This is a genomic window from Mesorhizobium sp. LNHC232B00 (assembly GCF_000502435.1).
Lineage (GTDB): Bacteria > Pseudomonadota > Alphaproteobacteria > Rhizobiales > Rhizobiaceae > Mesorhizobium > Mesorhizobium opportunistum.
This window is the reverse complement of the sequence record NZ_AYWP01000028.1, coordinates 1-12,656: the sequence shown is the minus strand read 5'-3', so window position 1 is coordinate 12,656 and position 12,656 is coordinate 1. Positions and strand designations below refer to the sequence as shown.

The following is a 12,656-nucleotide window of genomic DNA, read 5'->3' as shown; positions in this document are numbered from 1 at the left end:
GATGACCGCCTTTCCACTCCCGCTGGATACCTCTCCGATGGAGGCCAAGCTCGCCGACGCGATCCCCGAGGATGAGGGCCGCTGGCAATACGAGCCCAAATGGGATGGATTTCGTTGTCTGGCTTTCAAGAGTGAGGATGCGGTTGAGCTGCGCGCGAAATCCGGCAAGCCGCTCGGCCGCTATTTTCCAGAGATCACGACGGTGTTGCGCGACCTCAAGCGCGGGCATTTCGTCGTCGACGGCGAGATCGTCATCGAGATTGACGGTGAGCTTTCCTTCGAGGCACTGCAGATGCGTCTTCACCCAGCACAAAGCAGAATCCGCAAATTGAGCTCGCAGACGCCTGCCACCCTGATGCTCTTCGACATGCTTGCCAGGCCGGGCGGCGAGGTCATCACGGGCCAACCCCTTGTCGAAAGGCGAAGAGCCATCGAGGATTTCGTAACCTCCTCGAACAATCCAGATCTTCGTCTGTCGAAGTGCACTTATGATGCAGCGACGGCGGCACGATGGCTAAAGGGAGCCGGCCATGCATCGACCGACGGCATCGTCGCCAAAATGCTCGATGATCATTATCTATGCGGCGAACGTGCGATGGTGAAGGTGAAGCCGAGGCGCACCGCCGATTGCGTTGTCGGCGGCTTTCGTTACCTCGCGGAGAGCCGTGAGGTTGGCTCGCTGCTCCTCGGCCTCTACAATGACGACGGCAAGCTCGATCATGTCGGATTCACGTCGACCATCGCCAGGAGCGACAGAGGAGCGCTCACGCGCCAGCTCGAAGGACTGCGGTCAGCGCCCGGCTTCACCGGCAAGGCGCCTGGCGGCCCGAGCCGCTGGAGCACGGAGCGCAGCGGACAATGGGAACCTCTGAAACCTGAACTTGTGGTGGAGGTTCGCTTCGACCACGTCACCGGCAACCGGTTTCGCCACGGGACCAAACTGCTCCGCTGGCGGCCCGACAAGGCGCCACGGCAATGCACGTTCGAGCAGATCGAATAGACCCTCGCCTGCGAGATCGCCTTCAGAAACATGTCACGATTTCTGGTGACGAAGGAACCAACTCGTAAGTCACCGGTTCGGATACCATCCACCGGAGCTATCGTGACATGCCAAACGCAGCAGAAATTCTCGTCGATACACTCGTCGCCTGGAACGTAGAGGTTGTGTTCGGCTTGCCGGGAGACGGCATAAACGGTGTCATGGAGGCGCTGCGCACCCGGCGCGACAAAATAGCCTTCGTTCAGGTCCGGCACGAGGAATCGGCTGCATTCATGGCATGCGCCTATGCCAAGTGGACAGGCAAGCTGGGCGTCTGCCTGGCGACTTCCGGGCCCGGCGGAACGCATCTTCTGACCGGCCTCTACGATGCCAAGCTCGACCAGGCTCCGGTGCTGGCGATCACGGGCATGCAGTTCCACGATCTGATCGAGACCTTCACGCAACAGGATGTCGATCTGACGCGCGTCTTCAACGATGTTGCCGTCTACAACGCTCATGTTGCCGATGCTGCGCATATGGAGAACGTCGCCAGTCTCGCTTGCCGAACCGCTCTGGCGCGCAAGGGCGTCGCCCATCTGTCGATCGCCAGCGACGTCCAGGAGCAGCAGGACGCTGCGTCGAAGCGCTCCAAGCGCAATCGCCCGGCACACGCGCCGCAGGACATGTTCGCCGGCCACAACATGCCGCTGGACGTCGAGCTGGACAAAGCCGCCGCCATTCTCAACGGCGCTTCGCGGGTGGCGATCCTGGCCGGACGCGGCGCCATCGGCGCGGCCGCCGAGCTCGAAGACACGGCGCGCCTGCTGCAGGCGCCCGTCGCAAAAGCCTTGCTGGGCAAGGCGGTGCTGCCGGACGACCATCCTTACACGACCGGCGGGATCGGCATCCTGGGAACGCTGGCGTCGCAAGAGGCGATGGAGACCTGCGACGCGGTGCTGATCGTCGGCTCCACTTTCCCCTACATTGAATACTATCCGAAGCCCGGGCAGGCCCGTGGTGTCCAGATCGACTGCGATGCGCAGCGGATCGGGCTGCGCTTTCCGGTCGAGGCTGGTCTTGTCGGCGATGCGGCCGAGACATTGCGTGCGCTCAACCAGCGCCTGACACAGAAGCCCTCCGATGAATTCCTGCAACGCTGCCAGGCGACCATGACGAGATGGCGCGAGATGATGAGGCAGTCGGAAGACGCGGAGGCGCAGCCGTTGAAACCGCAAGCCGTTGCCCGCGCGTTCGGACAAAGACTGGCCGACGACACGGTGCTGGCCACCGATTCCGGTCAGAACACGGAGCTTGCCGCCCGCCATGTCGACCTTCGCGACGGTCAAGCGTTTGGTGTCTCCGGATCCCTTGCATCCATGGCTTGCGGCCTCGCCTATGCCATCGCTGCCGGCATAGCTTTTCCCGGCCGGCCGGTCGCCGCTATCGTCGGCGACGGCGGCTTTGCCATGCAACTCGGCGAATTCTCGACGGCGGTGCGCTACAAGATCCCGCTGAAGCTTCTGGTCATCAAGAACAACATGCTCAATCAGATCGCCTGGGAGCAGATGATGTTCTTGGGAAACCCGCAATTCGGTTGCGAATTGCAGCCGATCGACTTTGCCAAGGCGGCGGAAGCAATGGGCGCGAGGGGTTTTCGCATCGAACGCGCGGATCAGATCGAGACGGTTCTCGACGAGGCTTTCGCGGCCGAGGGTCCGGTCGTGATCGAAGCGGTGGTGGATGCCTATGAGCCGCTGATGCCGCCCAAAATGCCGCCCGACTACGCCAAGAATTTCCGCCAGGCGTTGCCACAGACCCCGGGCCGCGAACGCATCGAGGAAAATATCGCCCGGGAGCCGGCGAAGTCGATGATGGATGCCTAAGGCAGAGAGGGCACGGAAGGAGACATGACCGAAGTCGTCGAGAAGGTGCAAACGGCCGAAGCGGCCCGATTTGGCTCGTACGGGAAGTCGGCAAACACGCGACGAGCATCGCTGCTCAGTTGTCGAACGAGTGAGTTGGATATTGGCTACGAGGTCTCAGGACCAACGGACGGAAGACCACTTGTGCTCGTGCATGGCTGGCCCGATGACATCAGCTGCTGGGACAAAGTGATCGCGACTCTGGACAATCGGAATTTTCGTATCTACGCGCCCTATCTTCGCGGCTCTGGTCCGACGCGATTTTTGCAGAGTTCCGTCATGCGGAGCGGCGCCATCGCAGCCCTTACGCTTGATCTGTCGCAATTCCTGGAAGTGCTGAACCTGAACGACGTTCTGCTCGCCGGCTATGACTGGGGGGCGCGTGCGGGCTATGGCGTCGCGGCCCTGTTCCCCAAGCGGGTGACGAGCCTTGTTGCCGCTTCGGCAGGCTATGCCACCGCCATGTCGCCGACCGAAATGCCTTATGACCTGGCAAAATCATATTGGTACGAGTGGTTTGTTTCCACCACGCAAGGAGAAAAGGCATACCGCCAAGATCGCAGACGGCTCTGCAAATATCTCTGGGAAAGCTGGTCGCCGCGATGGCCGGAACAGGACGCCGAGTTCGATGCCATGGCAACGTCGCTCGACAACCCCGACTGGGCCGAGATCAGCCTCCACGCCTATCGTCAGCGCTGGCATGACGCCAAGGGCGCCCCCGAACACGAGGATGTGGAACGGCGCCTAGCCAAATCTCCCAGCGTTGCCGTTCCGACACTCATGCTGCAGGGCGCCGATGACGGCGACAATCTGCCGATCACATCTGAAGGCAAGGAAAAATACTTTACCGCAGGCTATGAACGCCGCCTTCTCCCTGATGTGGGACACTTCGTTCCGCGAGAAGCTCCACAGGCTTTCGCGCGGGCGATCCTCGATCTTTCCAGATGAGCCGGCAGTCCAGCTCCGGTGCCTTTCCTTGTGACGGGTGCGAACCATGAGCTTCGACGCGCTCTTCTCGACCTCCATTTGCTATGGCAACGGCGCGCCCCAGGCTGGCTGGACACTGGCCCTCCCCATCACATTACCGCTCCTGGCGGTCATGTTCCTATATATCGCGGGTGCCAGCCGGCTGTGGCGTCGAAGCAGCAAGCGCGGACGCCCGTTGCGATCGAGGCAGGCCTTGCTGTTTTCTGCTGGCTGGGCCGCGTTGGCGTTGGCACTTGTAAGTCCGATCCATGCGTTGGGCGAACATGTGTTTGCGGCTCATATGATCGAGCATGAATTGCTGATGGCGCTCGCAGCGCCTCTGCTGGTCGCTTCCCGCCCGATGGCGGCGATGATGTGGGCACTGCCGGCGCAACTGCGCCGGGCGTTCGGCGCGGCCGGCCATGCAAACGTGCTTCGGGCAATCTGGGCGCTCATCAGCCGCCCTGTGGTCGCGACCGTCCTGCATGGAGCCGCGATATGGGTTTGGCATGTCCCGGCCCTGTTCGAGGCTGCGCTCCAGCAGGGCTTCCTGCACTATGCCCAGCACGCGAGTTTCCTTGGCACTGGGCTCTTGTTCTGGTGGGTGCTGCTGCCTCGCCCTGGCCGCGAGCAAGACGGTGGCGCTGCGGTCGCGCATCTTTTCTTCACCTCGCTTCACACCGGCCTGCTCGGGGCGTTGCTCGTCGTGTCGCCCAGGCTGTGGTACCCGGAAAATGCCGTGGGCTCGCAATTGTGGGGTCTCAGCCCGCTTGAGGATCAGCAACTTGCGGGCCTGATGATGTGGATCCCCGCCGGTCTGATCTATGGCGGAGCCGCACTCTTCTTGGCCGCTTACTGGATTCGCACAAGCGGGCGGCGACAAACGTCGGCGATGCGCAACATCTGAAGCCGCGCTCAGGCGGACGGTATTGCCAAGCATCCTTTTGCAATCAGTCGCGTTATGGCTTTGGCAACGATGGTGGAGCCTTTATGGCAAGGTGCATGAGTCCGTTGGCCCGCTTTCGCAAGCGGACACGCACGTCGCTGTCGCCTGCCTTCGCCTGTCCAACGCAAATCCCGTCCGGCGGCGGCTCGGCTCGCCGCGTTGAAGCAAAGGTCGCCCATCCAAAACAGGTCTCGAGCTGGATCGGCATTGCGCCAACGCTGGTTCTGGGAGGATGCAGCGACTGGCAATCCGCGCTCCATCCGCATGGTGCAAATGCCCGAAAGATATTTGATCTGATCTGGTCCTTCAGCGCGGTTGCGGCGGGCACATGGTTGCTTGTCATGCTCGCCTTGGGAGCAGCGCTTTTGCGGCGCCGCCTGGCGGACAGGGGGCGCTCAGCGCATGAGATCGATCCCCGCCAGGAACGCCGGTTTGCTTGCGCGGTCGGCGGCGCCACGGCGTTGACCGTTCTGGTGCTCATCATTTTGACGACGGCGAGTTTCTTCGCGGGCAAATCCATTGCTTCGCTGAGCGGAACGGAAACGCTTGTCGTGCGGATCACCGGGCATCAATGGTGGTGGGAGGTACGCTATCCCAAAGACGACCCGTCACAGTCGATCGTCACGGCAAATGAAATCCATGTCCCGGTTGGCGAACCGGTCAAGGTCGAACTCGATTCACTCGATGTCATTCACAGCTTCTGGGTGCCAAGCCTTGCCGGCAAACGGGATCTCATCCCGGGCCGGCCAAGTGAGCTCACGCTCATTGCCGACAAGCCCGGCATCTATCGTGGCCAGTGTGCCGAATTCTGCGGCTATCAGCACGCCCATATGGCCATCACCGTCATCGCGGAAAGCCGCGAAGCGTTCGACGCGTGGCAATCCAGGCAAAACACCGCCGCATCCACGCCTGCCGGCGAGGAAGAACGCCGTGGCCAGCAAGCCTTTCTTTCCACCGGCTGTGCGCTCTGCCACACGATAAGAGGCACGCCTGCGAGCGGAACGGTTGGACCCGATCTTAGCCATCTCGCAAGCCGGCGCGCACTGGCGGCGGATACGCTGGCGATGACCCCTGGGGCGCTTGCCGCCTGGATCGCCGATCCGCAGTCGATGAAGCCCGGAGCCAAGATGCCGCGCATTGCGCTTAGCGCCGACGATCTCAATGCGGTCGTCACCTATCTCGGAAGTCTCGAATGAGTGGCACTGCCGGAAAATCGGCCGAGCATGAACAACAGGCTCTGAAAGGTGTGCGCGACACCGGCCTCGAGGATGTGAGGCTGCGGGCCTTTCTGGCGCATGCCTGGCGAACGCCGAAAGGCTTTTACGGTTGGTTGGTCACGGTCGATCACAAGCTGATCGGCCGGCGCTATATCGTGACAGCCTTCCTGTTCCTCATCCTTGCGGGTCTGTCGGCGCTCGCCATGCGCTTCCAGCTTGCCCAGCCCGAGGCCGGCCACATCGGCCCCGATCTCTACAATCAGCTGTTCACCATGCATGGCACGACGATGATGTTTCTGTTCGCCGTGCCGGTGATGGAAGCATTCGCCATTTACCTGGTGCCGTTGATGATCGGCACCCGCAACGTCGCTTTTCCGCGGCTCAATGCCTTCAGCTACTGGGTCTATCTGTCCGGCGGGCTGATGATCTGGATCGCCTTCGCCTTCGAAACGGGCGCGGATGCCGGTTGGTTTTCCTATGTGCCGCTCGCCGGACCCGAATATGGCATCGGCAAGCGCCCCGACTTCTGGGCACAGATGGTGACCTATACCGAAGTGTCCGCACTCGCGGTCGCGGTGGAGATCATCGCGACGGTGTTCAAACAGCGCGCGCCGGGCATGTCGCTCGACCGCATCCCGCTCTACGTCTGGTCGGTCCTCGTCACGGCTTTCGTCATCCTTTTCGCCATGCCTGCGGTGATGGTGTCGAGCACGATGCTGATCCTCGACCGGCTGGTCGGCACGAAGTTCTTCGACCCCAATGCAGGGGGCGATGCGTTGCTGTGGCAGCATCTGTTCTGGTTCTTCGGCCATCCCGAAGTCTATATCATCTTCATCCCGGCGACCGGCTTCGTCTCAGCGATCCTGCCGACTTTCGTCCGCCGCCCGGTGTTCGGCTATCTCGGGATCGTGCTGTCGCTGGTCGCGATCGGCTTTCTTTCTTTCGGACTGTGGGTGCACCACATGTTCGCCACCGGCCTGCCACAACTTGGCGAGAGCTTCTTCACCGCTTCCTCGATGATGATCGCCATTCCGAGCGGCATTCAGATCTTCTGCTGGATCGCGACGATCTGGGGCGGCCGGCCGATCTTGGCCACGCCCATGCTTTTCGTGCTCGGCTTCATATTCACCTTTGTGATCGGCGGCCTGACCGGGGTCATGGTCGCCTCGGTGCCGCTCGACCTGCAGGTGCACGACACCTACTTCGTGGTTGCGCATTTCCACTATGTGCTGGTCGGCGGCGCCGTCTTTCCCCTGCTCGGTGCCGTCTATTACTGGTTTCCCAAGATCACCGGGCGCATGTTGTCGGAGGGGCTCGGCCGCTGGAATTTCTGGCTGCTCTTCGTCGGGTTCAACCTCACTTTCTTCCCCATGCACATTCTGGGCCTGCAAGGCATGCCCCGCCGGGTCTATACCTACCCGCCGGCGAGCGGCTGGGGCGAGATGAACCTCTTCATCAGCCTCTCGTCGCTGGTGGTGGTCGCTGGCTTTGCGCTTTTCTTCCTCAACATCCTGCTCAGCCTTCGCAACGGCCGCGTCGCCGGAGACAATCCCTGGGGAGCGAGCACGCTCGAATGGGCGACGGCCTCGCCGCCGCCCTCCTACGATTTTTCGCGACTGCCGGTGGTAAATCATCGCGAACCGCTCTGGGCCGAGCCCGATATACTCCCCGTCGTCGAAGGTCTGCGTGTCGATGCACGAGAGGTGCTCGCCGGCACGGTCGCCGACGCGGTGCCGCAAGTAAGGGTGCCATCGGCTGACAATTCAATCTGGCCGCTGCTGTCAGCCATCGCGGTTGGCGGCGCATTTCTCGGATCGATCTACACGCCGTGGGCGGTGGTCTGGGGCGCGATACCGGTTTCGATCGGCTTCATCTGTTGGTTCTGGCCCAAAGGCGAACCGGAGGACGAGGAATGAAGCACCGCCCCGTAGCCGACGTCAGCCATCTGCCCACATATGATTTCGGAGCGGCGAGCCCGATGTGGTGGGGAACGCTTGCCTTCATTGCTCTCGAGGCAACAGGTTTTGCCTTGGCGATCGGCACCTATTTCTATCTGGCCGTGCTGGCCTGGCCGATCGGAGCGCCGGCGCCAGATCTGTTGCCGGGTACGGCGATATTGGTCATTCTGGTTGCGAGCATCGTGCCCAACCACCTCGTCGAACTTTGGGCGCGCCGTCAGGATCTCGCGAAGGTTCGCCTTGGCGTGGTCGTCATGTCGATCGTCGGAATTCTTCCGCTGATCGTTCGCATCTGGGAATTTCCGGCGCTGCGGATCTCATGGGATCAGAACGCTTACGGATCGATCGTCTGGTTCCTGCTCGGACTGCATACGACGCATCTTCTTACCGATGTCGGCGACACGATCGTCCTAGCGGTTCTCATGTTCACGCAACAAGGCAAGGCGGGCCGCCGCTTCAGCGACGTCTCGGACAATGCCTTCTACTGGGACTTCGTGGTCGTCTCATGGGTCGTGCTCTATCTTGTTATCTATTGGGCTCCAAGGATGTGAGATGCAGGCGATCCGTACCGGCGTTTCCTGGGCAGGCCTGGTCAGTGGACCAGTTGCATGGGCAATAACGCTGCAGCTCGATTATTCGATTGCATTCTGGCAATGCCACGCCGGCTTTCGTCCCACTGCCTTGTTCTCATTGATAGGCGCCGCTGCCGCAATGGCGGGCGCGCTGCTGTCGTGGCGCGCCGTTCACGACCGAAGGCACGGTAGAAGCCCACCCTCGAAGGCGCGGACGCGCGCGTTTCTGGCCAGGGCTTCGGTGGGTATCGGGGCGCTGTTTACGCTTATCTTGCTGGCGCAATTGGTGGCAGGGCTGATCTTCAGCGGGTGCGAACTGTGACGATGCCGAAGGGCACTCCGGGCGTAACCTCTCAGGCGGTCGCGGTCTTCTTGGCATCGTTGACGCTTTGCACGCAATTGTGGGCGAACGAAATCCAGAAAGGCGAATATCTCGCCAGGGCCGCCGATTGCGTAGGCTGCCATACATCGAATCCGAGCCGCCCGTTCGCCGGTGGCTATCGCGTGCCGACACCGTTTGGCGATGTGTATTCCACCAACATCACACCGGATCCGGACACAGGCATCGGACGCTATTCCGCGGACGAGTTCGTGCGAGCCGTCCAGAAAGGTATCAGGCGCGACGGAGCCGATCTCTATCCCGCCATGCCCTATGACAGCTTCGCCGCAATGAGCCGCGAAGACGTGCTCGCAGTCCGGGCGTATCTGTTGGCGCAGCCAGCGATCTCGCAGCCGCGGCCACAAAACATCCTACCTTTTCCATTCAACCAGCGCTGGATCCTTGTGTTGTGGAAGCTCGCGAACTTGCACACCGGCAATTTTACGCCGGATCCAAGCCGAACCGCCGGATGGAACAGAGGCGCCTATCTTGTCGAGGTGCTCGGCCACTGCGGTGCCTGCCACACGCCGCGAAATACGACATTCGGCATGGATGAAAATCGCAAGCTTGCCGGCGGCACCGCCGGCATCTGGCAAGCCTTCAACATCACCGGTGACAAGATCGCGGGCGTGGGCGGCTGGAGCGATGAGGAGCTGTTTCGATTTCTCAAAACCGGCGCTGTGCCTGGGAAGGCCTATGCGGGCGGTCCGATGGCGGAGACAGTCATGAACAGCCTGCAACACCTTTCCGATGAAGACATCCACGCCATGGTCGCCTACCTCAGGGATGTGCCCGCTCAACCGGGAGACGAGCGACAGCCGCGTTTCTCGTGGGGCGATGCGCCCGTGACCGCCGGCGGTGATGGAGCCAAGACGCAGGGCAGCGGGAGCACAGACGGCGATACTCTCTATCGGTCGCTCTGTTCGGGATGCCATGGGATGAATGGAAGGGGATCACCTGACGGATCCTATCCCTCATTGATCCACAACACCGCCCTCGGCGCAGCCACGCCTGAGAATGTCGTCATGACGATCCTTGAAGGCATCAAGGCTGGTGACGTCGCGGGGCGCAAATCAATGGCGGCCTTCAGCGGCTGGCTGGACGATGGCCAAGTGGCAGCCCTCGCAAATTACGTCACCGCTCGGTTCGGAAATCCCGACCTCAGCGTCACCGCGGCCGATGTACGACAGATGCGGGCAGGCTCGACAACAAGCCAGACAATCATGGTTCTGGTGGCTCAATCACTCGTGGTGGGCGGCGCCCTGTTGATGCTTGGGCTGCTGCTTCTGCTGGCAAGACGCCTGCACCGTGGGATGACTTCGGCGCGCCTTATGTTCGCGCATAAAGATAGGCGGTAATGTCACGCGCCTCTTGAGGCGACAGATTTGTATTGGGCATGGCCGTCTTCGGGTCTACGTCCCGCGCCCTGCTGATCCATTGCATCATCGCATCCGGGGTGGCTCGCGACGCCCCGATATATCTTCTTTCGACGACGCCTTGCAGGGATGGACCGACGGTACCACGGGCACCGGGCACCCCCGGGATTTCGTGACATCCGCCACAGCCGTTGCGGATCATTGCCGGGACGGCCCGTTCAGGGTCGCCGCCTATGGCCTGCACGATGGTGGTTTCACGCAAATTGTTGTCGCGGACCGATCCGATGGCGCAGACCGCCAAAGCAATGACGACCGCCGCTGATGTGCCTGCCACCCACAAAAGTAGGGATGGCGCTTGCCCGACGGCCTCTCGGCTCATCTGCGTCTGCCGCTATTGCATCCGCAAAAACGCTGCCGGATCTTCGCCAAGTCTCAAGAGGGGGCGTCCGGCAGCGCTCTAAGGCACCGGCTCATTTGTTGCAGTTCTGCATGTTCGATGTCGTGGTGCCGGAGGCGGTGTTGTTGTCGGTGTCGTTGCCCGCGGCATCCTTACAGCGGTCGGTCATGCCGTTCGAATTGGTTGTCGAATTCGTCGCGTTCGGGTCAACGGGCGTGGTCGATGCCCCGGAGCCAGAACCAGAGCCGGTGGTGGCACCATTCGCGGTTCCGGGCGTCGAGCCCGACCCGTTGTTGGAGCCAGAAGCGTTCGACTGGGCCATTGCAGATGTTGCCAGTGCGAGTGCAAGCGCAGTGGCGGAGAGAAGTTTGATGGTCATGGTGGGTCTCCTTGGGTTGTGCGTATTGCCTCCACCAAACCGGCCGCCTCCCGACTTGTTCCGGCTGAAATCGCATTGAGCGAAATTCTCGGAAGGATCGCGTCTCTTCCCACCCTCCTAATGTCGCGAAGCGCGACGATCCTGTCGGATCGGCAGGAAGACAGCCAAGTCACCAAATCACGCCCAAGGGCCGAACACGAACAGAGCGAGCAGAACTATAAAGATCACGGCCACAGCCGCGACCGCCCACATCATTAACCTCCTGGTACCTTGTTGCTCCTTCTCTCGCGAAAGATTTTCTGCCACTGCACGATTCCTTGCTACGAATTCCGCCTAAGATGCGCCTCGGGCTTGTGCCCGACGCGGTGTCAATCAACGTCCAGCAGCCCGTGTCGCCGTCTTTCGACCCGTGCTTTCTTTGCCGTGGCCAGCGGATTGTGGCCTGTCGGGGTGTTCGAGGCCGCATCCTTTGAGTGGGCCGCAACAGCTGGGCCAGCTCCCGTCTGTGTGAGCATGTCACCGGAGGCTTGAGGCGACCGCGTCCTTCCGAGGAATTCAACAACACGTCTAAACAGGTCCATGTCAGTTCTGCCTGGCAACGGTGAATGCCGGAGCCTGTGGCGCGCGGGCATTCGCTTGTTCGTCCACCATGCCGAATGTCGCGACCTGCACCAGCACGGCCTTGGCGGCATTTATGATTTCGTCGTCTGTCCGGTTCCTGTCGCCGGCGGCAAGCGTCACTCTGACGGACTCGCCGCCTTCTCCATGGAATTCGACCCAGTCGGCTCCTGCTTGGTGGAGCACCCGAGTATCAATGAGTTCCATCACTCGCCTCCTTTGATAGGAGAATTTCGATGTCGGTATATTGTTCCACCTGGAGCGCCACAAAGGCGCGGCGACCGCCGGCGCACAGGGCCTGACGCCTACCAACCTTGCCGGCTGTACCAATCATCGACATCGCGCCGCACACGATCCTTCTCGATGCCGTAACGCTCCTGGATCTTGCCTTCGAGCTGATCGCGCTTGCCGGCGATGCGGTCAAGGTCATCGTCGGTGAGTTTACCCCACTGCTCCTTGACCTTGCCTTTCACCTGTTTCCAGTTTCCTTCCACGCGGTTCCAGTCCATGACACCGTTCTCCCTGTTTCCGAAAGGTCCGGAATAGGAAACGCAATCCAGGCAAGTATGTTCCTGGAAACAGGGAGGTCCGTCAGAGCCAATCTCTGCGTCCCAATTGTCGCTTATTGTCCCTGATAGGATTTATATCGTTATCAGGTAGTTACGTCGCAGATCGGCGTGTTTCGGCGGCGTTTGAGTGGGTCTGGATCATTCCCACTCGATTGTTTGAATTACCTATAAGGCATTGAAATTACTGCGAAATATTGTTCGTTTCCACGCAAGCGCACCACGCCTGGTTCAGCGGCTTTGTGACCAAGCTCTTCGGCTGAGCGATGTTCCCGCAGCGACACCGGTTCCGGGCGTTGCGCTACCCAGCATTAGCGCGCATCTGACGTCGGGATGTGCGCCTCGCGCGCGGCGCCGCTTCGACGATATGTCCATTTGTGG

13 protein-coding genes are annotated in these 12,656 nt (G+C 61.2%); 9 read left to right on the top strand and 4 right to left on the bottom strand.

Annotated elements, in window-relative coordinates:
- Position 1 precedes the first annotated feature (1 nt).
- From X743_RS144280 to X743_RS144320, 9 genes are all read left to right on the top strand, one after another.
- A complete protein-coding gene (locus tag X743_RS144280; protein ID WP_031258381.1) occupies positions 2-1,000 on the top strand; it encodes an ATP-dependent DNA ligase in 999 nt (332 codons plus the stop codon).
- Positions 1,001-1,107: 107 nt separating this feature from the next.
- A complete protein-coding gene (locus X743_RS144285) occupies positions 1,108-2,862 on the top strand; it encodes a thiamine pyrophosphate-dependent enzyme (protein WP_023768110.1) in 1,755 nt (584 codons plus the stop codon).
- A 24-nt stretch (positions 2,863-2,886) separates the two neighbouring features.
- Positions 2,887-3,849 carry an alpha/beta hydrolase gene (locus tag X743_RS144290; protein WP_084555617.1) on the top strand — a complete coding sequence of 321 codons (963 nt, stop codon included), beginning with the start codon at positions 2,887-2,889 and terminating at the stop codon, positions 3,847-3,849.
- Between the two features lie 46 nt (positions 3,850-3,895).
- Positions 3,896-4,774, top strand: a complete 879-nt coding sequence (locus tag X743_RS144295) for a cytochrome c oxidase assembly protein (RefSeq protein WP_023768108.1) — start codon at positions 3,896-3,898, stop codon at positions 4,772-4,774.
- Positions 4,775-4,869: 95 nt separating this feature from the next.
- Positions 4,870-6,009: a cytochrome c oxidase subunit II gene (coxB, locus tag X743_RS144300; protein ID WP_023768107.1), complete on the top strand. Its 1,140-nt coding sequence runs from the start codon at positions 4,870-4,872 to the stop codon at positions 6,007-6,009.
- On the top strand, positions 6,006-7,946 hold the full coding sequence (gene ctaD, locus X743_RS144305) for a cytochrome c oxidase subunit I (protein ID WP_023768106.1): 1,941 nt from the start codon (positions 6,006-6,008) through the stop codon (positions 7,944-7,946). Before coxB ends, ctaD begins: the two co-directional genes overlap by 4 nt.
- The gene (locus X743_RS144310; protein WP_031258374.1) at positions 7,943-8,539 is read left to right on the top strand and encodes a cytochrome c oxidase subunit 3; all 597 of its coding nucleotides are present in this window, start codon (positions 7,943-7,945) and stop codon (positions 8,537-8,539) included. Before ctaD ends, X743_RS144310 begins: the two co-directional genes overlap by 4 nt.
- A 1-nt stretch (position 8,540) precedes the next feature.
- A complete protein-coding gene (locus X743_RS144315) occupies positions 8,541-8,882 on the top strand; it encodes a hypothetical protein (RefSeq protein WP_023768104.1) in 342 nt (113 codons plus the stop codon).
- 2 nt (positions 8,883-8,884) lie between these two features.
- Positions 8,885-10,297 carry a cytochrome c gene (locus X743_RS144320; protein WP_245264313.1) on the top strand — a complete coding sequence of 471 codons (1,413 nt, stop codon included), beginning with the start codon at positions 8,885-8,887 and terminating at the stop codon, positions 10,295-10,297.
- On the opposite strand, the gene X743_RS1000000171225 is transcribed toward X743_RS144320, so the two are convergent.
- From X743_RS1000000171225 to X743_RS144330, 4 genes are all read right to left on the bottom strand, one after another.
- Positions 10,269-10,694 (bottom strand): c-type cytochrome, encoded by a 426-nt coding sequence (locus tag X743_RS1000000171225; RefSeq protein WP_084555616.1) that lies wholly within the window; start codon positions 10,692-10,694, stop codon positions 10,269-10,271. The genes X743_RS144320 and X743_RS1000000171225 overlap by 29 nt on opposite strands.
- Positions 10,695-10,785: 91 nt before the next feature.
- Positions 10,786-11,091, bottom strand: a complete 306-nt coding sequence (locus X743_RS0136910; RefSeq protein WP_031258370.1) for a hypothetical protein — start codon at positions 11,089-11,091, stop codon at positions 10,786-10,788.
- Between the two features lie 582 nt (positions 11,092-11,673).
- On the bottom strand, positions 11,674-11,916 hold the full coding sequence (locus tag X743_RS144325; RefSeq protein WP_023768099.1) for a hypothetical protein: 243 nt from the start codon (positions 11,914-11,916) through the stop codon (positions 11,674-11,676).
- Positions 11,917-12,014: 98 nt separating this feature from the next.
- A complete protein-coding gene (locus X743_RS144330) occupies positions 12,015-12,218 on the bottom strand; it encodes a CsbD family protein (protein WP_023768098.1) in 204 nt (67 codons plus the stop codon).
- Between the last annotated feature and the right edge of the window lie 438 nt (positions 12,219-12,656).

Excerpts from the sequence above, each read along its gene's own strand:
- X743_RS144280 (WP_031258381.1), top strand. The coding sequence starts at position 2 with ATGACCGCCTTTCCACTCCCGCTGGATACCTCTCCGATGGAGGCCAAG.
- X743_RS144285 (WP_023768110.1), top strand. The coding sequence starts at position 1,108 with ATGCCAAACGCAGCAGAAATTCTCGTCGATACACTCGTCGCCTGGAAC.
- X743_RS144290 (WP_084555617.1), top strand. The coding sequence starts at position 2,887 with ATGACCGAAGTCGTCGAGAAGGTGCAAACGGCCGAAGCGGCCCGATTT.
- X743_RS144295 (WP_023768108.1), top strand. The coding sequence starts at position 3,896 with ATGAGCTTCGACGCGCTCTTCTCGACCTCCATTTGCTATGGCAACGGC.
- coxB (WP_023768107.1), top strand. The coding sequence starts at position 4,870 with ATGAGTCCGTTGGCCCGCTTTCGCAAGCGGACACGCACGTCGCTGTCG.
- ctaD (WP_023768106.1), top strand. The coding sequence starts at position 6,006 with ATGAGTGGCACTGCCGGAAAATCGGCCGAGCATGAACAACAGGCTCTG.
- X743_RS144310 (WP_031258374.1), top strand. The coding sequence starts at position 7,943 with ATGAAGCACCGCCCCGTAGCCGACGTCAGCCATCTGCCCACATATGAT.
- X743_RS144315 (WP_023768104.1), top strand. The coding sequence starts at position 8,541 with ATGCAGGCGATCCGTACCGGCGTTTCCTGGGCAGGCCTGGTCAGTGGA.
- X743_RS144320 (WP_245264313.1), top strand. The coding sequence starts at position 8,885 with ATGCCGAAGGGCACTCCGGGCGTAACCTCTCAGGCGGTCGCGGTCTTC.
- X743_RS1000000171225 (WP_084555616.1), bottom strand. The coding sequence starts at position 10,694 with ATGAGCCGAGAGGCCGTCGGGCAAGCGCCATCCCTACTTTTGTGGGTG.
- X743_RS0136910 (WP_031258370.1), bottom strand. The coding sequence starts at position 11,091 with ATGACCATCAAACTTCTCTCCGCCACTGCGCTTGCACTCGCACTGGCA.
- X743_RS144325 (WP_023768099.1), bottom strand. The coding sequence starts at position 11,916 with ATGGAACTCATTGATACTCGGGTGCTCCACCAAGCAGGAGCCGACTGG.
- X743_RS144330 (WP_023768098.1), bottom strand. The coding sequence starts at position 12,218 with ATGGACTGGAACCGCGTGGAAGGAAACTGGAAACAGGTGAAAGGCAAG.